The 22,842-nt window shown below is 68.6% G+C and carries 19 protein-coding genes and 3 tRNA genes; 11 read left to right on the top strand and 11 right to left on the bottom strand.

The genetic code is table 11. The features are described from left to right. Window positions 1-177: 177 nt before the first annotated feature. A complete protein-coding gene (locus OG219_RS22975) occupies window positions 178-1,239 on the bottom strand; it encodes an ABC transporter permease (RefSeq protein WP_266829336.1) in 1,062 nt (353 codons plus the stop codon). A 212-nt stretch (window positions 1,240-1,451) separates the two neighbouring features. Between OG219_RS22975 and hrpA the strand changes: the two genes are divergently transcribed. From hrpA to OG219_RS22990, 3 genes are all read left to right on the top strand, one after another. After that, the gene (hrpA, locus tag OG219_RS22980; RefSeq protein WP_266829338.1) at window positions 1,452-5,420 is read left to right on the top strand and encodes an ATP-dependent RNA helicase HrpA; all 3,969 of its coding nucleotides are present in this window, start codon (window positions 1,452-1,454) and stop codon (window positions 5,418-5,420) included. A 95-nt stretch (window positions 5,421-5,515) separates the two neighbouring features. Beyond that, window positions 5,516-5,590 (top strand) — tRNA-Asp (locus tag OG219_RS22985). A 140-nt stretch (window positions 5,591-5,730) separates the two neighbouring features. Further along, window positions 5,731-5,949, top strand: coding sequence for a DUF6274 family protein (locus OG219_RS22990; RefSeq protein WP_266829340.1), 219 nt, complete (start codon window positions 5,731-5,733; stop codon window positions 5,947-5,949). A 391-nt stretch (window positions 5,950-6,340) separates the two neighbouring features. On the opposite strand, the gene bldC is transcribed toward OG219_RS22990, so the two are convergent. Beyond that, on the bottom strand, window positions 6,341-6,547 hold the full coding sequence (gene bldC / locus OG219_RS22995) for a developmental transcriptional regulator BldC (RefSeq protein WP_027749187.1): 207 nt from the start codon (window positions 6,545-6,547) through the stop codon (window positions 6,341-6,343). Between the two features lie 524 nt (window positions 6,548-7,071). Next, a complete protein-coding gene (locus tag OG219_RS23000) occupies window positions 7,072-7,920 on the bottom strand; it encodes a hypothetical protein (RefSeq protein WP_266829342.1) in 849 nt (282 codons plus the stop codon). Between the two features lie 247 nt (window positions 7,921-8,167). Between OG219_RS23000 and OG219_RS23005 the strand changes: the two genes are divergently transcribed. Both OG219_RS23005 and OG219_RS23010 read left to right on the top strand, forming a co-directional pair. After that, window positions 8,168-9,250 carry a Glu/Leu/Phe/Val dehydrogenase dimerization domain-containing protein gene (locus OG219_RS23005; protein ID WP_266829344.1) on the top strand — a complete coding sequence of 361 codons (1,083 nt, stop codon included), beginning with the start codon at window positions 8,168-8,170 and terminating at the stop codon, window positions 9,248-9,250. Window positions 9,251-9,530: 280 nt separating this feature from the next. Then, a complete protein-coding gene (locus OG219_RS23010) occupies window positions 9,531-9,788 on the top strand; it encodes a DUF3073 domain-containing protein (protein WP_266459026.1) in 258 nt (85 codons plus the stop codon). 118 nt (window positions 9,789-9,906) lie between these two features. Here the strand turns inward: OG219_RS23010 and purM are convergent, their stop codons facing one another. From purM to OG219_RS23035, 5 genes are all read right to left on the bottom strand, one after another. After that, entirely contained in the window at window positions 9,907-10,980 is a 1,074-nt protein-coding gene (gene purM, locus OG219_RS23015; protein WP_266829345.1) for a phosphoribosylformylglycinamidine cyclo-ligase, read from the bottom strand. Window positions 10,981-11,014: 34 nt separating this feature from the next. Further along, the gene (purF, locus tag OG219_RS23020) at window positions 11,015-12,544 is read right to left on the bottom strand and encodes an amidophosphoribosyltransferase (protein WP_266829347.1); all 1,530 of its coding nucleotides are present in this window, start codon (window positions 12,542-12,544) and stop codon (window positions 11,015-11,017) included. Window positions 12,545-12,605: 61 nt separating this feature from the next. Continuing rightward, a complete protein-coding gene (locus tag OG219_RS23025; RefSeq protein ID WP_266829349.1) occupies window positions 12,606-13,409 on the bottom strand; it encodes an META domain-containing protein in 804 nt (267 codons plus the stop codon). Between the two features lie 72 nt (window positions 13,410-13,481). Continuing rightward, the gene (locus OG219_RS23030) at window positions 13,482-14,282 is read right to left on the bottom strand and encodes a maleylpyruvate isomerase family mycothiol-dependent enzyme (RefSeq protein WP_266829351.1); all 801 of its coding nucleotides are present in this window, start codon (window positions 14,280-14,282) and stop codon (window positions 13,482-13,484) included. 50 nt (window positions 14,283-14,332) lie between these two features. Next, window positions 14,333-14,971, bottom strand: coding sequence for a TetR/AcrR family transcriptional regulator (locus OG219_RS23035; protein ID WP_266829353.1), 639 nt, complete (start codon window positions 14,969-14,971; stop codon window positions 14,333-14,335). 78 nt (window positions 14,972-15,049) lie between these two features. On the opposite strand from OG219_RS23035, the gene OG219_RS23040 reads away from it, so the two are divergent. Then, window positions 15,050-16,534 carry an MFS transporter gene (locus OG219_RS23040; protein ID WP_266829355.1) on the top strand — a complete coding sequence of 495 codons (1,485 nt, stop codon included), beginning with the start codon at window positions 15,050-15,052 and terminating at the stop codon, window positions 16,532-16,534. Between the two features lie 71 nt (window positions 16,535-16,605). On the opposite strand, the gene purL is transcribed toward OG219_RS23040, so the two are convergent. Genes purL through purS form a run of 3 tightly spaced genes read right to left on the bottom strand, consistent with a single transcriptional unit; the run spans window position 16,606 to window position 19,801 of the window. Then, window positions 16,606-18,864, bottom strand: coding sequence for a phosphoribosylformylglycinamidine synthase subunit PurL (gene purL / locus OG219_RS23045; protein ID WP_266829357.1), 2,259 nt, complete (start codon window positions 18,862-18,864; stop codon window positions 16,606-16,608). Then, window positions 18,861-19,541 carry a phosphoribosylformylglycinamidine synthase subunit PurQ gene (purQ, locus tag OG219_RS23050; RefSeq protein WP_266829359.1) on the bottom strand — a complete coding sequence of 227 codons (681 nt, stop codon included), beginning with the start codon at window positions 19,539-19,541 and terminating at the stop codon, window positions 18,861-18,863. Before purQ ends, purL begins: the two co-directional genes overlap by 4 nt. Further along, window positions 19,538-19,801 carry a phosphoribosylformylglycinamidine synthase subunit PurS gene (purS, locus tag OG219_RS23055; protein ID WP_060898438.1) on the bottom strand — a complete coding sequence of 88 codons (264 nt, stop codon included), beginning with the start codon at window positions 19,799-19,801 and terminating at the stop codon, window positions 19,538-19,540. The genes purQ and purS overlap by 4 nt, the downstream gene beginning before the upstream one ends. 361 nt (window positions 19,802-20,162) lie before the next feature. Between purS and OG219_RS23060 the strand changes: the two genes are divergently transcribed. The 5 genes from OG219_RS23060 to OG219_RS23080 all read left to right on the top strand — a co-directional run bounded on the left by OG219_RS23060 (window position 20,163) and on the right by OG219_RS23080 (window position 22,840). Beyond that, complete coding sequence (locus OG219_RS23060) at window positions 20,163-20,480, top strand: Lsr2 family protein (protein ID WP_266829361.1); 318 nt, start codon at window positions 20,163-20,165, stop codon at window positions 20,478-20,480. A 191-nt stretch (window positions 20,481-20,671) separates the two neighbouring features. Beyond that, a tRNA-Gly gene (locus OG219_RS23065) sits at window positions 20,672-20,743 on the top strand. Window positions 20,744-20,822: 79 nt separating this feature from the next. Continuing rightward, window positions 20,823-20,898 (top strand) — tRNA-Gly (locus OG219_RS23070). A gap of 137 nt (window positions 20,899-21,035) precedes the next feature. Further along, a complete protein-coding gene (locus tag OG219_RS23075) occupies window positions 21,036-22,031 on the top strand; it encodes an ABC transporter ATP-binding protein (RefSeq protein WP_266829363.1) in 996 nt (331 codons plus the stop codon). Between the two features lie 65 nt (window positions 22,032-22,096). Then, entirely contained in the window at window positions 22,097-22,840 is a 744-nt protein-coding gene (locus tag OG219_RS23080; RefSeq protein WP_266836195.1) for an ABC transporter permease, read from the top strand. Window positions 22,841-22,842: the final 2 nt, after the last annotated feature.

Below are 22,842 nucleotides of genomic sequence, written 5' to 3' on the forward strand. Positions count from 1 at the left end.
CGAAGACCCCGTCCACACGGACGGGGTCTTCGTCGTAGCCACTCCCGGCCGCGCCTGCGGCGCAGCCGCAATCGGATGCAGCAAATCCCGTCAGGACCGCTGAAGTTCCGCGAGGAACTTCGTGGCCGGGCAGCTCAGACGCGACCGGCGTGCGGCGAGCAGCACGCACCCTGCCGGTCAGTCCGCCGCGTGTGCCGGCGCCGCCTCACGTCCTCCGGGGTGCCGGTGGCGCCACGTCCAGAAGACCGCGCAGGAGACCAGGGCCCATCCGGCGAGGACCAGGAACGGGAACACGTGCTGGTGGCCGGCGAAGTACACCGCTGTGTGCTGGGCGTTGACGGAGGCGCCCGGTGGCAGCCAGCGGCCGATGTAGCCGAGTACGGACGGGAGCAGGGGCCAGGAGACGGCGCCGCCCGAGGACGGGTTGCCGAGGAGGACCATCAGGCCCCAGGTGGGGATCATCGCCCAGCGCCCGAAGAGGGTGTTGAACATCGTGAAGACCATGCCCGACGTGAACATGGTGAACGCGAGGATCAGCCAGGACTCGACGAAGGGCAGATCCAGCGCGCCCAGGAGCCAGTCCACCACCGCCGCGATCGCGAACCCGCCGAGCAGGGCGTACGCGGCGGTGAACGCGATCCGCTCCAGCGGGTTCAGCGCCCGCGCGTGCACGCTGAGCTGGATCGCTCCGACGAAGCCGATGATCACGGCCGCGAGTGAGATGTAGAAGATCGCCAGGCCTCGCGGGTCGCCCTTCTGCAGGGGCTTGATGTCCGTGACGGTGACCGCGACCCCCGTTTCCTTGCCGACGGCCGGCGCGGCCTCCGCCAGCAGTTCCGCGACCGAGGCCCCGGACGCCCCGGAGACGTCGAGGGTGACCGCCCGTCCCGGCTCCCGCACTTCGAGGATCGCGAAGACCTTCTGGTCGTCCACCGCCTCGACGGCCGCCGCCCTGCTGTCGTACGTGTGGATCTTCAGCGAGGCGTCGAGCGCCTTCTCCATCCCGTCGAGGAACGCCTTGCCGCGTGCCTCGTCGTACGCCCCCACGACCGCCGTCGGCACGTGGTGCGGTGTCGGATTCGCCATGGTGTACGTGTACGAGCCCGCGAACAGGCCCGCCGCCGCGGTGATGATCAGCACGAGCACCGTCGCGGGCAGGAACGGCGACTCCTTGAAGGCCGTCCAACGTTCACGACGACTGGGCGGCCTGCCATGGGCACCGTGCGGCATCTCGGACATATCGACCAAGCTAGAGCCGCCCTGGGGATATTTCTCCGCGACGCCACACGCGGTGCCACACGTGACTTCACGAGCGGCTTCACACCCGCCGCCGCACGCGCCGCCAACACGCACGCCACCACGCGAACCACCACACCTCGACCACCCCGCCCGGCACCCGCACGCAAAAGCGTTCGCCAGTCATTTCGCCGAGGTGAGATCCTGGACGGCGTATGTCTACGCATCCCGCCCCCGCCCTCGGCGATCTCGCCGCCCGCCTGGCCGAGCTGTCACTGCGCGACGCGCACCGGCTCGGGCGCAGGCTCGAAGGCGCACGCAAGATCCGCAAGCCCGAAGCCCGGTCCGCCGTGCTCGCCGAGATCGACGCGGAGGTCACCAGGGCCGAGGCCCGGATGGCCGAGCGGCGCACTCGGGTACCCGAGATCACCTATCCCGAACAGCTCCCGGTCAGCCAGAAGAAGGACGACATCGCGGCCGCCATCCGCGACCACCAGGTCGTCATCGTCGCCGGCGAGACCGGGTCCGGTAAGACGACGCAGATCCCCAAGATCTGCATGGAACTCGGCCGCGGCGTCCGCGGCATGATCGGGCACACGCAGCCCCGCCGTATCGCCGCCCGGACCGTGGCCGAGCGCGTGGCGGACGAGCTCGACGTCCCGCTCGGCGAGGCAGTCGGCTGGAAGGTTCGCTTCACCGACCAGGTGAACCCGGACGGCACCTTCGTCAAGCTGATGACCGACGGCATCCTGCTGGCCGAGATCCAGACGGACCGCGAGCTGCGCGCGTACGACACGATCATCATCGACGAGGCCCACGAGCGGTCTCTGAACATCGACTTCCTGCTTGGCTATCTCGCTCAGCTGCTGCCCAAGCGTCCCGATCTCAAGGTCGTCATCACCTCCGCGACCATCGACCCCGAGCGCTTCTCCCGCCACTTCGGCGAAGCCCCGATCGTCGAGGTCAGCGGCCGTACGTACCCCGTCGAGGTCCGCTACCGCCCGCTTCTCGAAGAGGAGGGCGACGATTCCGACCGCGACCAGATCACCGCGATCTGCGACGCCGTCGAGGAGCTCCAGGGCGAGGGCAAGGGCGACATCCTGGTCTTCCTCTCCGGAGAGCGGGAGATCCGCGACACGGCGGACGCGCTGACGAAGAAGAACTACCGGTTCACCGAGGTCCTCCCCCTCTACGCGCGCCTCTCGCACGCCGAGCAGCACCGCGTCTTCCAGCAACACACCGGGCGCAGGATCGTTCTGGCGACCAACGTCGCCGAGACCTCGCTCACCGTCCCGGGCATCAAGTTCGTCATCGACCCGGGTACCGCCCGTATCTCCAGATACAGCCACCGCACCAAGGTCCAGCGGCTGCCCATCGAGCCGGTCTCGCAGGCCAGCGCCAACCAGCGCAAGGGCCGCTGCGGCCGTACGTCCGACGGCATCTGCATCCGCCTGTACTCCGAGGACGACTTCCTCGCCCGCCCGGAGTTCACGGACGCGGAGATCCTCCGTACGAACCTCGCCTCCGTCATCCTCCAGATGACCGCCGCCGGCCTCGGCGACATCGAGAAGTTCCCCTTCATCGACCCGCCGGACCACCGCAACATCCGTGACGGCGTCCAACTCCTTCAGGAACTGGGCGCGTTGGACCCGAGCGAGAAGGACGTACGCAAGCGGCTCACCGACACCGGCCGCAAGCTGGCCCAGCTGCCCGTCGACCCCCGGCTGGCCCGGATGGTCCTGGAGGCCGACAAGAACGGCTGTGTGCGCGAGGTCATGGTGATCGCGGCCGCGCTGTCCATCCAGGACCCGCGCGAGCGCCCGGCCGAGAAACAGGCGCAGGCGGACCAGCAGCACGCCCGCTTCAAGGACGAGACGTCCGACTTCCTCGCCTTTCTGAACCTGTGGCGGTACGTCCGTGAGCAGCAGAAGGAGCGGGGCTCATCCGCGTTCCGCCGGATGTGCAAGCAGGAGTACCTGAACTTCCTGCGCATCCGCGAATGGCAGGACATCTACACCCAGCTCCGCACGGTCGCCAAGCAGATGGGCATCCATCCGAACGAGGACGACGCCGCCGAGCAGAGTGTCCACGTCTCCCTCCTCGCCGGTCTCCTCTCCCACATCGGCATGAAGGACGTGAAGGAGGCCGCGGGCGAAGGCGCGAGGAGCACGGGCAAGAACGAGTATCTGGGCGCCCGCAGCGCCAAGTTCGCGATCTTCCCGGGCTCGGCCCTGTTCAAGAAGCCCCCGCGTTTCGTGATGTCCGCCGAGCTCGTGGAGACCTCCCGTCTCTGGGCCCGCGTCAACGCGAGGATCGAGCCCGAGTGGGTCGAGCCGCTCGCCGGCCATCTCCTCAAGCACACCTACAGCGAACCGCACTGGGAGAAGGACCAGGCCGCGGTGATGGCGTACGAGAAGGTCACGCTGTACGGCGTACCGATCATCGCCCAGCGCAAGGTCAACTACGGGCGGATCGACCCGGAGGCCAGCCGCGAGCTTTTCATCCGCAACGCGCTCGTCGAGGGCGACTGGCGTACGCACCACAAGTTCTTCGCGGACAACCGCCGACTCCTCACCGAGGTCGAGGAGTTGGAGCACCGGGCGCGGCGCCGCGACATCCTCGTCGACGACGAGACGCTCTTCGACTTCTACGACCAGCGGGTGCCCGAACACGTGGTGTCCGGCGCGCACTTCGACTCCTGGTGGAAGCACAAGCGCCATGAGGAGCCCGAACTCCTCGACTTCGAGCGGTCGATGCTCATCAACGAGCGGGCCGGGGACGTCAGCAAGGACGACTATCCCGACTCGTGGCGCCAGGGCCCGCTGAAGTTCCGTGTGACCTACCAGTTCGAGCCGGGCGCGGACGCGGACGGCGTCACCGTCCACATTCCGCTGCACGTCCTGAACCAGGTCACGGACGAGGGCTTCGACTGGCAGATCCCGGGCCTCAGGGAAGAGGTCGTCACCGAGCTCATCCGCTCCCTGCCCAAGCCGATCCGCCGCCACTACGTGCCCGCGCCCAACTACGCGACGAAGTTCCTGGAGCGGGCCGTGCCCCTCCAGGAGCCGCTGCCGGTGACGATGGCGCGCGAGCTGAAGCGGATGGTCGGTGTGCCGGTGAGCGCCGACGACTTCGACTGGTCCCGCGTCCCCGACCACCTGAAGATCACCTTCCGGATCGTCGACGAGCGGCGCCGCAAGCTCGCCGAGGACAAGGACCTGGAGACCCTCCAGATCCAGCTGAAGCCGAAGGCGCGCCAGGCCATCTCGCAGGCCGCTGCGGCGACGGCGGAGCGCGAGGGCGGCGAGTCCCTGGAGCGCAAGGGCCTGACCGACTGGACGATCGGCTCGCTCACGCGCGTCTTCGAGACGCGGAGGGCCGGCCAGCCGGTCAAGGCGTACCCCGCGCTCGTGGACGACGGCGACACCGTCTCCGTACGGCTCTTCGACACGGAGGCCGAGCAGGCGCAGGCGATGTGGAAGGGCACCCGGCGCCTGATCCTGCGCAACATCCCGGTGAACCCGGGCAAGTTCGCCTCGGACAAGCTCACCAACGCCCACAAGCTCGCCCTGTCCGCGAACCCGCACGGCTCCGTCCAGGCCCTCTTCGACGACTGCGCGATGGCGGCGGCGGACAAGCTGATCGGGGACTTCGGGGGCCCGGCGTGGGACGAGGAGTCCTACCGGAAGCTGTACGACAAGGTGCGTGCCGAGATCGTCGACACGACGGTCCGCACGGTCGGCCAGGTGCAGCAGGTCCTGGCCGCCTGGCAGGCCTGTGAGCGCCGCCTGAAGGGCACCCGGAGCCCGACGCTGCTCGCGAACCTCACGGACGTACGGACGCAGCTGGACGCCCTCGTGAAGCCCGGCTTCGTCACCGGGACCGGGCTGCGCCGGCTGCCGGATCTGATGCGCTATCTGGTCGCGGCCGACCGCCGCCTCCAGCAGATGCCGACGAACGTCCAGCGGGACACCTCCCGCATGGAGAAGGTCCACGAGATGCAGGACGAGTACGCCTGGCTCCTGGAGCAGCTGCCGCAGGGCCGGCCGGTGCCCCAGCAGGTCCTGGACATCCGCTGGATGATCGAGGAGCTCCGGGTCAGCTATTTCGCCCACGCGCTCGGCACGGCGTACCCCGTCTCCGACAAGCGCATCGTGAAGGCGATCGACGCGCTGGCCCCGTAACGGCGTATGTACGGTGGGTGAGTTCGACCCCGGACCCACCCTCCTGTACAGTCTCTTTTCGCAGCCCAGCGCAACACCAAGTGGCTGCGAAACCTGGTCCTGTGGAGCAGTTTGGAGTGCTCGCCACCCTGTCAAGGTGGAGGCCGCGGGTTCAAATCCCGTCAGGACCGCATGATCGAAAGGCCCGGAGCTTCGGCTCCGGGCCTTTCGCGTGCCGTGAGCTCGTCTCCGCATGTCTTGACGTCGTCACATTCCGCCGGTACCCAGAGAACCAGGGCCCTCGACCCCGTGAGGCCTCCCGGAGGTGTGTATGGCGGCGACCGCCCGGCACGAGACCCGCGCGCTGCTCCGCGCCCATCTGGCGGCCGCTTCCGGGTACCGGCATCTGACGCGGCACTGCCCGATCTGCCACCGGCTCCTGCGGCTGGCAATGGAACCCTCCCCGCGCGGCGTCGAGGACACCGATGGGGCCGATGACGCCGAGGAGGCCACCGAGGCCGAGGCCGTCGCTGGACCCCAACTCCCCTAGCGCACAAGCATCACAGGCAACAAGGACTGTGGCATGTGATGGGTGTCACCGCATAAGTTTTAGAAACCGAGGAACTTACACCTCACCTACAACTGGTCAATTTAATATGTGCAATTGCACCACCCGCTGGGGCCGCCCACAGGAGATCCGACACCCCTCCCCAGACTCCGACAAGCCCACTCACAGACCCATCACCCAAGGCACTGCCGGCGCACAAAAAAGATCGCGCTGGACCCGGCGGAGTCCAGCGCGATCTACGACGCACCCTTGTCGCTTGTGAAATTGGGTCGGGCGTGGGTCCCGTTGGGGCAGGACACGCGTCGCTTGGAGCTGTGGTTCGGGCGTGACGGCGGGTTGGGGGACCTACCGAAATGCCCGGTTATGCACTTGTTCAGACCTCGCTGCGCTGCTGCGGGATACCCGCGAGTAGCGCGCGTACCTCAGCTTCGCGGTAGCGGCGGTGTCCGCCGAGCGTGCGGATGGACGTAAGCTTGCCGGCCTTCGCCCACCGCGTGACCGTCTTCGGGTCCACGCGGAACATCGTGGCGACCTCAGCCGGGGTCAGCAGCGGCTCGGCATCAGGGGTGCGAGCGGTCATGAGCGGCCTCCTCGGGAGAACCGAACCTTCTCGGTTCATTCCTCTAAATTCTGCACCTTGACCCGCGTTGCCCGAAATGGCGGACGCGGGCCGAGTCGGTTATAGGACGAACGGCTTGTCCTCGGCACTACAACTACACCATCCGTCCAGCCACGTCGGCCAAACCGATGGAATTGCCCTCCCAGGTGTTCATCAGCGACGGAAGCCGATGGACCATGCCATAGCGGACAGTCACGCCACTGTGACGATCAGTCACAGGGCGATCAGGAGTCACGAGACCCCCCATAGCGTGCAATGCTGAGATTCCACCCATACGTGGGCGGGCGGAGCCCTCCCCCGGGCTCCTTGTCCTATTTTGGCACGAGGATGGGCAAGGGGCGCAAGGGCCAGGTAAGTGCCATCCGTCACGCTTGACACGCCATTGACGCAAAAGACCGGATCGGGACCTACGTCCCGCGATGAGGCACCTTCAGAGCGTAAGCACGCCACGTGAGTTCACGGGCGTCACCGAGACCGGGATCACGTCAGTTCGCCGAGCGCCGGTCCCTGACCGACCGCCAGCGTTCCACAAGCCGCCCGTAGGCCTCGCCCGCGGCCGCCCCGTCCCCGGTGCGCAGCGCGTCGATGCCCTCGTGGACGTCCGCGGCCGAGTGGTCCCCTTCGAGCTCCCCCGCGGGCAGCACGTGCACAAGACCGCCGTAGTCCAGCTCGACCAGCGAGCGCGGGTGGAACTCCTCCAGCCAGCGCCCCACGTCCAGCAGGCCGTCGATGAGCGGCCCGTCCTCGATGGTGTCCTTCAGCGTCTTCAGGGCCCGCGCCGTCCGCCGCCGCGCCTGCACCATCGGCGTCCGGTACCGCAGCCCAGGCGCGGCTCCGTCGGGCCCCGCGCCCTTCTCGTACAGCCGCTCCTCGTCGGAGACGAGCACGAACCAGTTCAGCGGCACCTGCCAGGTCGACGTGCGGATCCACGGGCGGGCGTCGGGGTTGCGCTCCAGCCAGCGTTCGTAGTCGAGGGCGGCCTGACGGCGTACGAGCGAGGGCAGGACCGCGTCCAGGACCGACTCCGGCAGTTCCTCGCCCAGCTCGCCCAGCGCCTGCCAGCCGCGCAGCCGGGTGCGCCAGGGGCACACGCAGAGCACCCCGTCGACCTCCACCACGAACGCGTCGCCGCTCTCGTGCACCGGCACGGGGATCGGCGGGGTGGGCAGCAAGTCGGCCAGGGAACGCCGTAGTTCGTCCTGGTACGAGGGGCGCTCGGGGCGGCGGGCGTAACGGGCCCAGTGGCCGCGCTCCGGCTCCGGGAAGGCGGCCAGCGGTTCGTACACGCGCAGATAGGACGCGTAAGGGACGATCACGGAGGACACCTTGGGCACGCCTGCTCCCTCCCCAACCGACCGGACCCGAAACCCGGGCTCCGATCCCGCTCGACCCACGCACACAAGACCGGGAAAACACTGCAAATCGTGCCACGGCCGAAGAGGACCGTACTCCGGTGGAAGGTGATCCTGAACACTGCGCGGATGGCGGCCGGGCACAGGCTCTAGTCTCATGCGCACGGGCGCCCGCCACCCGTACGGGACCCGCACCTCAACCGCCGCTCATTACCTGGGAGTCACCACCGTGACCGACGTAACCAACGGCGTCCTGCACACCCTGTTCCACTCGGACCAGGGCGGTCATGAGCAAGTAGTGCTCTGCCAGGACCGCTCCAGCGGCCTCAAGGCCGTCATCGCCATCCACTCCACCGCCCTGGGCCCCGCCCTCGGCGGTACGCGCTTCTACCCGTACGCGAGCGAGGAGGAGGCCGTCGCCGACGCCCTGAACCTCTCGCGAGGGATGTCGTACAAGAACGCCATGGCCGGTCTCGACCACGGCGGCGGCAAGGCCGTCATCATCGGCGACCCCGAGACGCTCAAGAGCGAGGAACTGCTCCTCGCGTACGGCCGGTTCGTGGCCTCGCTCGGCGGCCGGTACGTGACCGCGTGCGACGTCGGCACGTACGTCGCCGACATGGACGTCGTGGCGCGCGAGTGCCGCTGGACGACCGGGCGGTCCCCGGAGAACGGCGGCGCGGGCGACTCGTCCGTGCTGACGGCCTTCGGTGTCTTCCAGGGCATGCGGGCGAGCGCCCAGCACCTGTGGGGCGACCCGACACTGCGCGGCCGTACGGTCGGCGTCGCGGGCGTCGGCAAGGTCGGGCACCACCTGGTGCAGCACCTGATCCAGGACGGCGCCGAGGTCGTGATCACGGACGTGCGCGAAGAGTCCGTACGGCACATCACCGACCGCTACCCCTTCGTGCGGTCGGTGGCGGACACCGAGTCGCTGATCCGCGTCGAAGGCCTCGACATCTACGCCCCCTGCGCACTCGGCGGGGCGCTCGGCGACGACTCCGTGCCGGTGCTCACCGCCAAGATCGTGTGCGGCGCCGCCAACAACCAGCTCGCGCACCCGGGCGTCGAGAAGGACCTCGCCGACCGCGGGATCCTCTACGCGCCCGACTACGTCGTGAACGCCGGCGGTGTCATCCAGGTCGCCGACGAACTGCACGGGTTCGACTTCGAGCGGTGCCGGGCGAAGGCCGCGAAGATCTTCGACACCACGCTGGCCATATTCGCACGTGCGAAGGAAGACGGGATTCCGCCGGCCGCCGCGGCCGACCGGATCGCCGAGCAGCGGATGGCCGAGGCACGCCGCGTCTGAGGTCTGGGAGGTACCCGCCGGCGGGTGTTGGAGAGAACTCTCACGTCTGTCGGCGGGTCGGCCGCCAAGAAGAGGTTAAAATCGCGGTTGACCAGCGAGGACAGGGCTCCTCGCAGGTTCTGCGCACACGCGCGTCCTGCGGGCGACGTACCGTATGGGCGCGGGAGCAGGTACCGTGGAAGCCCTACGGACCGGTCTCTTCACGGAGAGCCCGTTCCAGATCATGAACGCGTGTCAAGACTCTGGGGCCACCGAGCCCCGTATCCGAGGGGGTCGAGCCATGGGGCGCGGCCGGGCAAAGGCCAAGCAGACGAAGGTCGCCCGCCAGCTGAAGTACAGCAGCGGCGGGACTGACCTCTCGCGTCTGGCCAATGAGCTGGGCGCTTCGACTTCGCAACAGCCGCCGAATGGCGAGCCGTTCGAGGACGACGACGAGGAAGAAGACGACCCGTACGCGCAGTACGCGGATCTCTATAACGACGACGATGAGGACGAGGACGACGAGTCCGGTCCTCAATCGCAACGTCGCGGCGCGTAGCGCTTGCAGCGGGCTCAGCAGGTTCGGCGTTCTCGTAGAGCCTCATAGCTAGCATCTGCACCTCACCCGGTCCGGGGTGGTTTCACACCGGACCGGGTTTTGTGCTGCCCCGGGTGGCTTACTTGGCGTAGTCGCCGATCAGCGCCGCGCCCGTCGTGTACTCGCCCCGCTCGGTGATCTCGCCGGCGATCCAGGCCTCCACCCCGCGGTCTCCGAGGGTGGCGAGGGCCGCGTCCGCCGATTCCTCGGGGACGATCGCGATCATGCCGACGCCCATGTTGAGGGTCTTCTCCAGCTCCAGGCGCTCGACGTCTCCGGTCCTGCCGACGAGGTCGAAGACCGGGGCCGGGGTCCAGGTCTCGCGGTCGACGATCGCGTGCAGGCCGTCGGGGATGACGCGGGCCAGGTTGGCCGCGAGTCCGCCGCCGGTGATGTGCGAGAAGGCGTGCACCTCGGTGGTGCGGGTGAGGGCCAGGCAGTCCAGCGAGTAGATCTTGGTGGGCTCCAGGAGCTCCTCGCCGAGCGTGCGGCCGAACTCCTCGATGCGGCTGTCGAGCTTCAGCTTCGCGCGCTCGAAGAGGACGTGCCTCACGAGCGAGTACCCGTTCGAGTGAAGACCGGAGGCCGCCATGGCGATCACCGCGTCACCCGTACGGATGCGATCCGCGCCGAGGAGCTGGTCGGCCTCGACCACGCCGGTGCCCGCGCCCGCGACGTCGAAGTCGTCCGGGCCGAGGAGGCCCGGGTGTTCGGCCGTCTCGCCGCCCACGAGGGCGCAGCCCGCGAGGACACAGCCCTCGGCGATGCCCTTGACGATGGCGGCGACGCGCTCGGGGTGGACCTTGCCGACGCAGATGTAGTCGGTCATGAAGAGCGGCTCGGCGCCGCACACCACGATGTCGTCCATGACCATCGCGACCAGGTCGTGGCCGATGGTGTCGTACACGCCGAGCTGCCGGGCGAGGTCGACCTTCGTGCCCACGCCGTCCGTGGCGGAGGCGAGCAGCGGCCGCTCGAAGCGCTTGAGGGCCGAGGCGTCGAAGAGACCGGCGAAGCCGCCGAGGCCGCCGAGGACCTCGGGGCGCTGCGTCTTCTTCACCCATTCCTTCATCAGCTCTACGGCGCGGTCGCCGGCTTCGATGTCGACGCCGGCGGACGCGTAGGAAGCACCGGTACGAGTGGTCTCAGACATAGCCTGGGATCTTTCGGGTTGGGATACGGGGCGCTTACGGGCGACGGATCGCGTCAGCCGCGGCCGTGGCGGCAGGACCTGCCGCCAGCTCGGTCTCCAGGAGCTGCTTGCCCAGCAGCTCGGGGTCCGGGAGCTCCATCGGGTACTCGCCGTCGAAGCAGGCGCGGCACAGGTTCGGCTTGTCGATGGTGGTGGCCTCGATCATGCCGTCGATGGAGATGTACGAGAGGGAGTCAGCGCCCAGCGAGGTACCGATCTCCTCGATGGTCATGCCGTTGGCGATCAGCTCGGCGCGGGTCGGGAAGTCGATGCCGAAGAAGCAGGGCCACTTCACCGGGGGCGAGGAGATCCGGATGTGGACCTCCGCCGCGCCGGCTTCGCGCAGCATCCGCACCAGCGCGCGCTGGGTGTTGCCGCGCACGATCGAGTCGTCGACGACGACCAGGCGCTTGCCCTTGATGACTTCCTTCAAGGGGTTCAGCTTCAGACGGATGCCGAGCTGGCGGATGGTCTGCGAGGGCTGGATGAAGGTCCGGCCGACGTAGGCGTTCTTGACGAGACCCGCGCCGAAGGGGATGCCGCTGGCCTCCGCGTAACCGATCGCCGCGGGCGTCCCGGACTCCGGAGTAGCTATGACCAGATCCGCCTCGACGGGAGCTTCTTCGGCGAGTTTGCGGCCCATTTCGACGCGCGAGAGGTACACGTTCCGACCGGCGATGTCCGTGTCGGGGCGGGCCAGATAGACGTACTCGAAGACGCAGCCCTTGGGCTTTGCCTCAGCGAATCGCGACGTACGCAGGCCGTCCGCGTCGATGGCGACGAACTCACCCGGCTCGATCTCACGGACGAAGGAGGCGCCGCAGATGTCGAGGGCGGCGGACTCGGAGGCGACGACCCAGCCGCGCTCCAGACGGCCGAGGACCAGCGGGCGGACGCCCTGCGGGTCGCGGGCCGCGTACAGGGTGTCCTCGTCCATGAAGACGAGCGAGAAGGCGCCCTTGACCTGCGGGAGGATCCTGGCGGACGCCTCTTCTATGGTCAGCGGCTTGCCGTCGTCGTCGACCTGCGCGGCGAGGAGGGCCGTCAGGAGGTCGGTGTCGTTGGTGGCCGCCACGCGCGGGGAGCGGCCGTCCTGCTGCTTGGGGAGGTCGGCGACCATCTCGGCGAGCTGCGCCGTGTTGACCAGGTTGCCGTTGTGGCCGAGCGCGATGGAACCGTGCGCGGTGGCGCGGAACGTCGGCTGGGCGTTCTCCCAGGTGGAGGCTCCGGTGGTCGAGTAGCGGGCGTGACCGACCGCGATATGACCCTGGAGGGAGCCGAGTGAGGTCTCGTCGAAGACCTGGGACACGAGGCCCATGTCCTTGAAGACGAGGATCTTGGAGCCGTTGCTGACCGCGATCCCCGCGGATTCCTGGCCTCGATGCTGGAGGGCGTAGAGCCCGAAGTAAGTGAGCTTGGCGACCTCTTCGCCCGGAGCCCAGACTCCGAAGACGCCGCAAGCGTCCTGGGGGCCTTTCTCACCGGGGAGCAGATCATGATTGAGTCGACCGTCACCACGTGGCACGGCACCGAGTGTAGGCGAGATCGACCACTGGTCCGAATTGGGGATACGGGACCCTGACGGCTCACTTACCGGGGACGGCCGTCACGCTCTCGCCGTTTGTGCTGGTCAGCGTGAGGGATCGGTGATCCAGTTCGTAGCCGATCTTGCTGTCGAACAGGCCGAGGAGCGTCTTCTCGGTGTCCATGAGTGAGCTGTCGCACATCATGCGGGTCGTCTTCGGCGTTCCGAGGGTGATATGTCCGTCGCTGACGGTGGCTTTCGCGGACACGTCGTTGCAGCCGAGGTGGCCGGAAACCATCCCCTTCTCCTTGTCGAGGACGAGGTACGGGTCGGCGCCCTCCGGGAGGGACTGGGCCACTTCCCCGTCACCGAGTGCCGTGACGGCCCACTTGGTGCCGTAGAGCGGGGCGGCCTGCTCCTTGGTGAGGTGGACGCGGTCACCTGTGCCAGTGGTGAGGGTGAGTTCGTCGCCCTTGACCGCCGTGGTGAGCGCGCCGTCGGCGAGCGTGCGGGCGAGGGTCCGCTCGAACTCCATGGGGCCTTCCTCGCAGGCCATCTCGGTCATCGACGTGTCGCCGACGTCGATGCGGCCGTCCTTGAAGGTGGCGGCCGCGCTGAAGTGGTTGCAGCCGTAGTTCCCCTGGACCTTGCCGTTCTCGCCGAACTCGACGTTCGCCCCGGCGGGGGCGGCATGACTGGTGCCGTCCACGGTGACGCTGTCGATGATCCAGTGGGCGCCGGTGACGTCCGCTTTCGCGCCCGAGCCGACCGAGCCGCTGTCGCTTCCGCTGCCGGTTTCGTTCCCGCAGGCCATGGCGAGCGGGATGAGGGTCAGGGCGGTGAGGGTGAGTCGAGGCCTGTACATGCCGATGTGACGGGGCGGGTGGGGTGGTTGGTTCCACCCAGGTCAGGACGGTCCCGTCCTGCCCGCCTCCGCTCAGCCCATGAGCGGCAGCAGTCCGCCCAGGTCCGCCCGCTCCCCGCTCGCGCCCACCTTGGCGTCCGCCAGCGCCGCCTTCCATTCCGTACGCCCCGTCGCGAGCCGGATCCAGGTCAGCGGATCGGTCTCGACGACGTTGGGCGGGGTGCCCCGCGTGTGCCGCGGCCCCTCCACGCACTGCACGACCGCGTACGGCGGAATCCGCACCTCCGTCGACGCACCGGGCGACTTCACCGCGAGCGCGTCGGCGAGCAGCCGGGTGCAGGCGGCGAGCGCCTGGCGGTCGTACGGAATGTCCAGGCCGGGTACGGCGCGGTTCAGGTCGTCGGTGTGGACGACGAGTTCGACGGTGCGGGTGACGAGGTAGTCGGCGAGGGTCATGGCGCCGGTGCGGGCGGCGAGGACGCGGTCGCCGGGGGCTTCCGCGAGCCGGTGCCTGAGGCGTTCCTCGGTGCGGGCGTAGAGGGCGTCGAGGTCGGGGTTGGCGACGGCCAGCTCCCGGGTGCCGTCGGCGATGTCACCGGCCCGCGCGGCGGTCGCGAACGGCCAGTCGAGCAGGGCGAGTTCGGACTTGCCGGGCTCCGGCCTGTCGATGTTCCGGCTGACCGTCTCGACGGCCATCGTGATGTGCGCGGCCAACTCCCGTACGGTCCAGTCCCCGAGGTTCGCGGGCAGGGCCAACTCCTCGTCACCCAGGCCGCGTACGGCTTCACGTACGTTCCCGAGCTGGGCCAGCACCGCGGCACGGATCTTGACGGAGTCGTACGTACGGGTGCGTCGCTTTTTGGCCGGAGGCATGGCGGTGAGCCTAGTCCGCGTGACAGGCCGGGACAGTCCCCGCGGACGTCTCACTCCTTTCGCGCGTAGTCCTTGAGACCCCCCTCCACCAGCGCGAAGGCCCGTTCGGCGAGCAGGGCGGCGTCGGCGGCGACCTCGTCGACACTCTCGCCGGCGTCGATGCGGAGGTGGTGCTCCTCGACCAGGGCCTGGCGGGCGGCGGTGAGTGTGGCGGCGGCGATCAGGGCGAGTGTGGTGTCGCCGGTCTCCTCGGTGAGCAGGTCGGCCAGTTCGCGCGCGCCTTTCTCGGACAGCAGGTACGCGCGTTCCCTGAGGACCGGCGTCGCCATGACGACCGCGCGGATCCGGCGGGCGAACGGCTCGCTGTGCAGGCCCACCGAGGGGTCGCGCGCGTCGATCATGTCCAGGAGCTGGCGGCGTACGGCCTCCACCGCGGACTCGCCGGGCGCCCGCTCGCGCACGGCACGGGCGGCGTCGGAGAAGTGCTCCTCCATGGGCTTGAAGACCAAGTCCTCTTTCGTACCGAAGTAGTTGAAGACGGTCATCTTAGAGACGTCGGCGGCGTCGGCGATCTCCTGCACGGAGACGCTGTCGAAGCCCTTCTCGGCGAACAGCGCGACCGCCGTCCGGTAGATCCGCATCGCCGTCTGCAGCTTCTTGCGTTCGCGCAGCCCCATCGCCTCAGCCATGAAATCACTGTACCAAGACGAAATTTGATCCCAGATAAAAGATTGACTCAGTACATATTTCTCGTCATGGTGGTGCCCATGACCGAAACCCAGCGAAAGATCGGCTTCCTCGTCTGCCTCGTCACGATCGTCCTGGCCGTCCTGGACATGCAGATCGTGTCCGCGGCCACCGTCCCGATCGTCCGCGACCTCGATCCGGGGCACGGCATCGACAAGATCCCTTGGCTGATCAGCGCGTTCTCGCTGGCGTCGGCCGCGATGCTGCCGCTGTACGGCAGGCTGTGCGACGTCCTCGGCGCCAAGCGCGTGTTCCTGGGAGCCGTCGGCACCTTCATCCTCGGCTCGGCGTTGTGCGGGGCGGCCCAGTCGATCGGCCAGCTGATCGCCGCGCGGGCCGTGCAGGGCATCGGGGCGGGCGGCCTGATGAGCGTGACGATGGTCGTGATCGCCCAGCTCAGAGGGCCCGGCGAGAAGGACGCCAAGGGCGCGGGCATGGGCGGGATCATCGCCGGCGGCGGCATGGCGGTCGGCCCGTGGATCGGCGGTGTCCTCGCCGACCACGCGAGCTGGCGCTGGATCTTCTACGTCAACCTGCCGCTCGGCGTCGCCGTCCTGGCCCTCGGCGCCCTCGTCCTGAAACTCCCGCGCCCCACCGGCGGTTCGGGCATCCATCGCATCGACTTCCCCGGCGCGGGCCTCGCCGCCGCCTTCTCCACCGCGCTGTTGCTGGTGACCGAGTGGGGCGGCAAGCAGTACGCCTGGTCGTCACCGCCGATGGTGGGCCTGGCCGTGCTGTCGGTAGCCGCCCTCGGCCTGTTCCTGTGGCGCCAGGTCACAGCCGCCGAACCGATCCTGCCGCTGTCCATGTTCCGGGTCCCGGAACTGCGCTGGGGCTTCGCGATCCAGGGTCTGATGGGCGCGGCGATGGTCGGCGCCATGTACTACGTGATGGTCTATCTGCAGGTGGCGCGGGGCGTCGCGAGTTCGTCCGCCGGGCTGTACCTGCTCCCCATGGCCTTCGGGATGACGGCCGTCGGCATCGTCTCCGCGAAGCTGGCCGAACGGGGCTGGGCGGAGCGGACGTTCACCATCGGCGGCTCGGCCGTCGCCACGTTCGCCTTCCTGCTCCTGTCCACCCTCGGCACCCACACCTCCCTGTGGCTGCTGCGCGCCGACATGCTCCTCGTCGGCCTCGGCTTCGGCATGCTCCTCGGCCAGCTCATCCAACTCGTCCAGGAGGCGGCCCCCGCCCACCAGTTGGGCGTCGCCACCACCTCCATCCGGTTCTTCCAGACCCTCGGGACGGCGCTGGGCGCGGCTCTCTTCGGCACCCTCATCACGCGTCTCTACGACGGTCCGGGCGGCGGCTCCGACGCGCTGGCCTCGCTGACCGGGGCGGAGCGAGTGGCGGGGGTCGAGGCCTACGTCTCCGCGATGGACACGGTGTTCCTGTGCGGGGCGGGGCTGATGGCGGTGTGCGTGCTGCTGGGGCTGCTGCTGCCCAAGTCCCGCCCGGAACAGGCGACTCCGGAGGCACCGCGGCCCGTCGCCGTCGGGACGTGACAGGACGTGAACGCTGAAGGCCCCGCCCGTTTTCACGGGCGGAGCCTTCAATGCCGTACGGCCAAAGGGATTTACGCCAGCAGCGCCGGGATCGTCGCCTCGTGCGCGGTGCGCAGTTCGGCCAGGGGGAGGGTGAACTCGCCCTGGATCTCCACCGCGTCCCCGTCGACGACACCGATGCGGGTGACGGGCAGCCCCCGCGCCCCGCACATGTCGTTGAAGCGGAGCTCCTCCGAGCGCGGCACCGCGACGACCGCGCGGCCCGCCGACTCCGAGAACAGGAAGGTGAAGGCGTCGAGGCCGTCGGGCACGATCAGCCGCGCGCCCTTGTCGCCGAGCAGCGCGGACTCGACCACGGCCTGGATCAGACCGCCGTCGGACAGGTCGTGCGCGGAGTCGATCATGCCGTCGCGGGAGGCGGAGATCAGGATCTCGGCGAGGAGGCGCTCGCGCTCCAGGTCGACCTTCGGGGGCAGGCCCCCCAGGTGGTCGTGGACGACCTGCGACCAGGCCGAACCGCCGAACTCCTCGCGGGTGTCGCCGAGGAGGTAGAGCAGCTGCCCTTCCTCCTGGAAGGCGACCGGCGTGCGGCGGGCGACATCGTCGATGACGCCGAGGACGGCGACCACCGGGGTCGGGTGGATGGCCACCTCGCCCGTCTGGTTGTAGAGCGAGACGTTGCCGCCGGTCACCGGGGTGCCCAACTGCTGGCAGGCGTCGGCCAGTCCGCGGATGGCCTCCGCGAACTGCCACATCACCGCCGGGTCCTCGGGCGAGCCGAAGTTCAGGCAGTCGGAGACGGCGAGCGGCTTGGCGCCGGTCGTCGCGACATTGCGGTACGCCTCGGAGAGCGCGAGCTGCGCACCCGCGTACGGGTCGAGCTTCGCGTACCGGCCGTTGCCGTCCGTGGCGATCGCGACGCCGAGCCCGGTCTCCTCGTCGATGCGGATCATGCCCGAGTCCTCGGGCTGCGCCAGCACGGTGTTGCCCTGCACGAAGTGGTCGTACTGGGAGGTGATCCAGGACTTGGAGGCCTGGTTGGGCGAGGCGACCAACTGCAGTACCTGGTCCCTCAGTTCCTCACCCGACGTAGGCCTCGGCAGCTTGTTCGCGTCGTCCGCCTGGAGGGCGTCCTGCCACTCCGGGCGGGCGTACGGGCGCTCGTAGACCGGGCCGTCGTGCGCGACCGTGCGGGGGTCGACGTCGACGATCTTGCCGCCGTGCCAGTAGATCTCCAGGCGGTCGCCGTCGGTGACCTCACCGATCACCGTGGCGATGACATCCCACTTGTCGCAGATCTCCAGGAACCGTTCGACCTTCGCCGGCTCGACGACCGCGCACATGCGTTCCTGCGACTCGCTCATGAGGATTTCCTCGGGCGAGAGAGTCGAGTCGCGCAGCGGTACGTCGTCCAGCGTCACGCGCATGCCGCCGGAGCCGTTGGACGCCAACTCGCTGGTGGCGCAGGAGAGTCCGGCCGCACCGAGGTCCTGGATACCGACGACCAGCTTCTCGGCGAAGGCCTCCAGGGTGCACTCGATGAGCAGCTTCTCCTGGAAGGGGTCGCCGACCTGGACCGCCGGGCGCTTGCTCGGCTTGGCGTCGTCGAAGGTCTCGGAGGCGAGGATCGAGGCGCCGCCGATGCCGTCGCCGCCCGTGCGAGCCCCGTACAGGATGACCTTGTTGCCCGAGCCCGACGCCTTCGCGAGGTGGATGTCCTCGTGCCGCATGACGCCGATGGCACCGGCGTTGACCAGCGGGTTGCCCTGGTAGCAGGCGTCGAAGACGACCTCGCCGCCGATGTTCGGGAGGCCGAGACAGTTGCCGTAGCCGCCGATGCCGGCGACGACGCCGGGCAGGACGCGCTTGGTGTCGGGGTGGTCGGCCGCACCGAAGCGAAGCGGGTCGACGACCGCGACCGGCCTGGCGCCCATCGCGATGATGTCGCGCACGATGCCGCCGACGCCCGTGGCGGCACCCTGGTAGGGCTCCACGTACGAGGGGTGGTTGTGCGACTCGACCTTGAAGGTGACGGCGTAACCCTGGCCGACGTCGACCACGCCGGCGTTCTCGCCGATGCCCACGAGCAGCGCATCGGACTGGGGGGCCTTCTCGCCGAACTGGCGCAGGTGGACCTTCGAGGACTTGTAGCTGCAGTGCTCGGACCACATGACCGAGTACATGGCGAGCTCGGCACCGGTCGGGCGGCGGCCGAGGATCTCCACGACCCGCTCGTACTCGTCCTTCTTCAGGCCCAGTTCGGCCCAGGGCAGCTCGACGTCGGGGGTCGCGGCCGCGTTCTCGACCGTGTCCAGAGGCGTGCGGCTCATGCGTTGACCAGCTTCTTGAGGATCGAGGTGAAGAAGGGGAGGCCGTCGGTGCGGCCGGACCCGATGAGGGGCTCGACGGCGTGCTCCGGGTGCGGCATGAGGCCTACGACGTTCCCGGCGGCGTTCGCGATGCCGGCGATGTCCCGAAGGCTGCCATTGGGGTTGAAGTCGACGTACCGGAAGACGACCCGGCCCTCCGCCTCCAGCTCATCGAGCGTGTGCTCGTCGGCGACGTACCGCCCGTCCATGTTCTTCAGCGGGATGTGGATCTCCTGGCCGGCCGTGTAGTCGGCGGTCCAGGAGGTCTCCGCGTTCTCCACCCGCAGCTTCTGGTCGCGGCAGATGAAGTGCAGGTGGTTGTTGCCGAGCATGGCGCCAGGGAGGAGGTGGGCCTCGGTGAGGACCTGGAAGCCGTTGCAGATGCCGAGAACCGGCATTCCGGACTTCGCCTGCTCGATGACGGTCGCCATCACCGGCGAGAAGCGCGAGATCGCGCCGGCCCGCAGATAGTCGCCGTACGAGAAACCGCCGGGCAGCACCACGGCGTCGACCTGCTTCAGGTCCTTGTCCTTGTGCCAGAGGGCGACGGGTTCGGCACCGGCGAGCCGGATCGCGCGCTGCGTGTCCCGGTCGTCCAGGCTGCCGGGAAAGGTGACGACTCCAATACGAGCGGTCACTTTCCTGCCTCCGCGACTTCCTCGACCTTGACGGTGAAGTCCTCGATCACGGTGTTGGCGAGGAAGGATTCCGCGAGTTCATGGATGCGGGCGAGCGCGGCGTCGTCCACCGGTCCGTCCACTTCCAGTTCGAATCGCTTTCCCTGACGTACGTCGGAGACACCGTCGAAACCGAGACGCGGCAGTGCACGCTGCACCGCCTGGCCCTGGGGGTCGAGGATCTCCGGCTTGAGCATGACGTCGACTACGACGCGTGCCACTGGCACTCCCGGTGTGTGGTGCTGAGCAGGTCGCTTCAGACTACCCGCACAAAATTTCTACTCGCGTAGATTCGTAGAATCCTACGTGACCCCGATCACGATCTCGCATCGACGCGGGGGCATCCACGGAAAATCCTGGGAAAAACCGCAGAAGAGCGGCGGGACCCTATTGCCTCCGGACACGCGGAAGGATTTAGTCGGGCTTCACAATGCAATGCCGGGCACTGTACAAATGAAATGGCAATAGCCGATACTTTGCCCAATAACAGCCGGACAGTCGACATCTCGCCGACAACTCCGTGACGTCTTCGCACGTCATGACGGTTGATCGCAGAGGTGCCGCACGAAGGGACCGATATTCGTGGCGCAGCGTGTCGTGGTCACTCTCTCCGACGACATCGACGGCTCAGAAGCGGCGGAGACGATCGCCTTCGGACTGGACGGCAAGTCGTACGAGATCGACCTCAATCCAGCCAATGCCAAGAAACTGCGTAAGGTGCTCGCGCCCTACCTCGAGGCCGGCCGCAAGCAATCGAGGTCCGGGAAGGCGTACACGCACACCGCGTTGACCCCCGACCCGGCGGCCGTCCGCGCCTGGGCCCGCTCCAACAAGCTCGACGTGCCGCCGCGCGGACGCATCCCCAAGAAGGTGTACGAGGCGTTCGCCGAGGCGCACTGAGCCGGAGCCACGACTCACTGGGACCGAGGTCGGGGCTCGCTGAAACCGGGGGCCCGCGGACCGGCCGAGCTCTCGGCCCGGCCGGTCATCCGCCCCTGGGAAGAGTCGACTTGCGCTGACCCCCCGCTGGTCAGCTAGAGTCTGGAGCACGCCGAGGGGCGAGGCCGCAAGGCCGGACCTCACGGAGTCACGCGGGTGTAGTTCAGTAGTAGAACATCCCCCTTCCAGGGGGAAGGCGCAGTGTGCAATTCCTGTCACCCGCTCTGCATCCCTTACCGGGCATCCATTTGGATCAGGTAAGGTGGTGCTCGCGCCGATCGGTGAGAGCCTGTCGGAGGCAATGCGGACGTAGCTCAGTTGGTAGAGCGCAACCTTGCCAAGGTTGAGGTCGCCAGTTCGAACCTGGTCGTCCGCTCCAGAGAAAGCAAAGGCCCCGGTCATCGACCGGGGCCTTTGTCGTGTCTTCTCCGCTCGGTAGTGGCTTCTGACATATGTCATGCGGAGTGATGACACCGCGCACTGCTGCCGGGGGCCGTCCGCGGGGACGCTGAATCCATGAAGACGAATGAGCACAACGAGCGCGATGACGTGATCGAGGTCACGGATCTGCGGCGTGTGTACGGGGGCGACTTCGAGGCGGTGCGCGGAATCACGTTCTCCGTGGGCCACGGTGAGCTCTTCGCGCTGCTGGGGACGAACGGGGCCGGCAAGACCAGCACAGTCGAGCTCCTCGAAGGCCTCGCACCCCCGGCAGGCGGGCGGGTACGGGTCCTCGGGCACGATCCGTACGAGGAGCGGGCGGTCGTACGCCCCCGGATCGGCGTGATGCTTCAGGAGGGCGGTTTCCCCTCCGAGCTGACGGTCGCGGAGACCGTACGGATGTGGGCGGGCTGCACGAGCGGGGCGCGCCCCACGGCGGAGGCCCTGGACATGGTCGGGCTCACGCGGCGGTCCGGTGTACGGGTGAAGCAGCTGTCCGGGGGCGAGAAGCGGCGCCTGGACCTGGCACTCGCGCTCCTCGGCCGCCCCGAGGTCCTCTTCCTCGACGAGCCGACGACCGGACTCGACGCCGAAGGACGCCGGAGTACCTGGGAGTTGGTACGGGAGCTGCGCGACGGAGGTACGACGGTGCTGCTGACCACCCACTACCTGGAAGAGGCGGAGGAACTCGCCGACCGACTCGCGATCCTCCACGAGGGACGCATCGCCGCCACCGGCACCCCGGCCCAGGTGACCGCCTCCCAGCCGTCCCGGATCGCCTTCGAACTTCCCGACGGCTACTTCCTCGGGGACCTGCCCCCGCTCGCCTCGCTCGGCATCACCGGGCACGAGGTCGAGGGACGTACCGTCCGGCTGCGCACGCACGAGCTGCAACGGGCCGCCACCGCACTGCTGTTGTGGGCCGAACGGACCGGGATCGAGCTGCGGGGGCTCGATGTGCGGTCGGCCTCGCTGGAGGAGGCGTTCCTGCGGATCGCGCGGGAGGAGGCGGCCGCTTCGGAGGCCGCCGCGTGGGAGAACGCCCGTACGGACAAGGAGACTGTGGCGTGAGCGCGGTGACTGTGACGAGTACGAGTACGACCAATAAGGGAGCGACCACCACCGCGGTGGGGCGGATGGCCGCCCTCGCGCGGGCCGAGCTCACACTCCTGGGGCGTACGAAGGCGACGCTCTTCGCCGCGCTGTTCGTGCCGCTGGTGCTGCCGTTCAGCCTTCGCTCGACGGTCGACCAGATGGATCTGAAGGGCGTGGGGCTCTCGGTCGGGTCGGTCATCCTGCCCTCCTCCGTCGGCTTCTCGCTCCTCTTCGCGGTCTACAGCTCACTGGTCAGCGTGTACGCGGCCCGACGCGAGGAACTCGTCCTCAAGCGGCTGCGCACCGGGGAGCTGCGGGACGCGGAGATCCTCGCGGGGGCCGCCCTGCCCTCGGCGGCGATAGGGCTCGCACAGTGCCTGGTCCTGACGGCGGCGTGCGGCGTCCTTCTGGACATGGGGGCGCCGAAGGCACCTCATCTCGCCGTCCTGGGGCTGCTGTTGGGCCTGGCGATGTGGCCCCCGCTCGCGGCGGTCACCGCGACCTTCAGCAAGAGCGTGGAGGGCGCCCAGGTGGCCGCCATGCCGCTGATGATGGTCTCGCTGCTCGGCTCGGGCACCTTCATCCCCCTCGAAGCCATGCCAGACCGGCTGGCCTCGGTCTGCGAACTGCTGCCGCTGACCCCGGTGATCACGCTGATACGCGGCGGCTGGACCGGCGACCTCTCCGCGTACGAGACCCTGGGCGCCTCCGCCACGGCGGTGGCCTGGACCGTCGTCGCGGTGTTTGCTGTAGGACGGTGGTTCCGGTGGGAGCCGCGGCGGTGAAT

This window comes from Streptomyces sp. NBC_00038 (assembly GCF_026343635.1).
In the GTDB taxonomy this organism is placed as follows: domain Bacteria; phylum Actinomycetota; class Actinomycetes; order Streptomycetales; family Streptomycetaceae; genus Streptomyces.